Consider the following 468-nt stretch of genomic DNA (forward strand, 5'->3'; position numbering starts at 1 on the left):
AGATGAAAGTAGCTGCTCGAGAGAGATTTATTATCCAGCGTTCAGGCTAAATCAGCCCTCGGTATTTTAGGCCGTTCAATCCTTGCAATCCACCGGTGTGTATTGCAATTATTTTACTGCCAGTCGGGAAGTAATCCTGCTCAATAAGCTGCCACAAGGCATGCATCATTTTTCCACTGTAAATTGGCTCTAAAGGTAAGTTGTGAGTGTTATTCATATATTGACAGAATTGCCAGAGTTCAGGGGTAAACTTACCATAACCTCCACCATGAAAATCAGTCATTAATTGCCAATTAGTTTGAGTCTTAGCTTTATTGCTTAGTTTACATATTTCACTTTTCAAGTATTCAGCCTGCTTAAGCACAGCTATACCAATAACTTGAGTTGTTAATTCACTGCCTTCAATGAGTCCTGCGAGTGTTCCGCCACTTCCCGTAGGGCAAACTAAATAGTCATGTTGAGGCAAGC

General features: G+C 40.8%; 1 protein-coding gene. It reads right to left on the reverse strand.

Features of this window, described 5'->3' with window-relative positions:
• Nucleotides 1-46: 46 nt before the first annotated feature.
• The coding region (locus CWB66_RS21520; protein ID WP_138587010.1) for a 1-aminocyclopropane-1-carboxylate deaminase/D-cysteine desulfhydrase at nt 47-468 on the reverse strand (422 nt) is incomplete at its 5' end.

This window comes from Pseudoalteromonas sp. S558 (assembly GCF_005886635.1).
In the GTDB taxonomy this organism is placed as follows: domain Bacteria; phylum Pseudomonadota; class Gammaproteobacteria; order Enterobacterales; family Alteromonadaceae; genus Pseudoalteromonas; species Pseudoalteromonas aliena.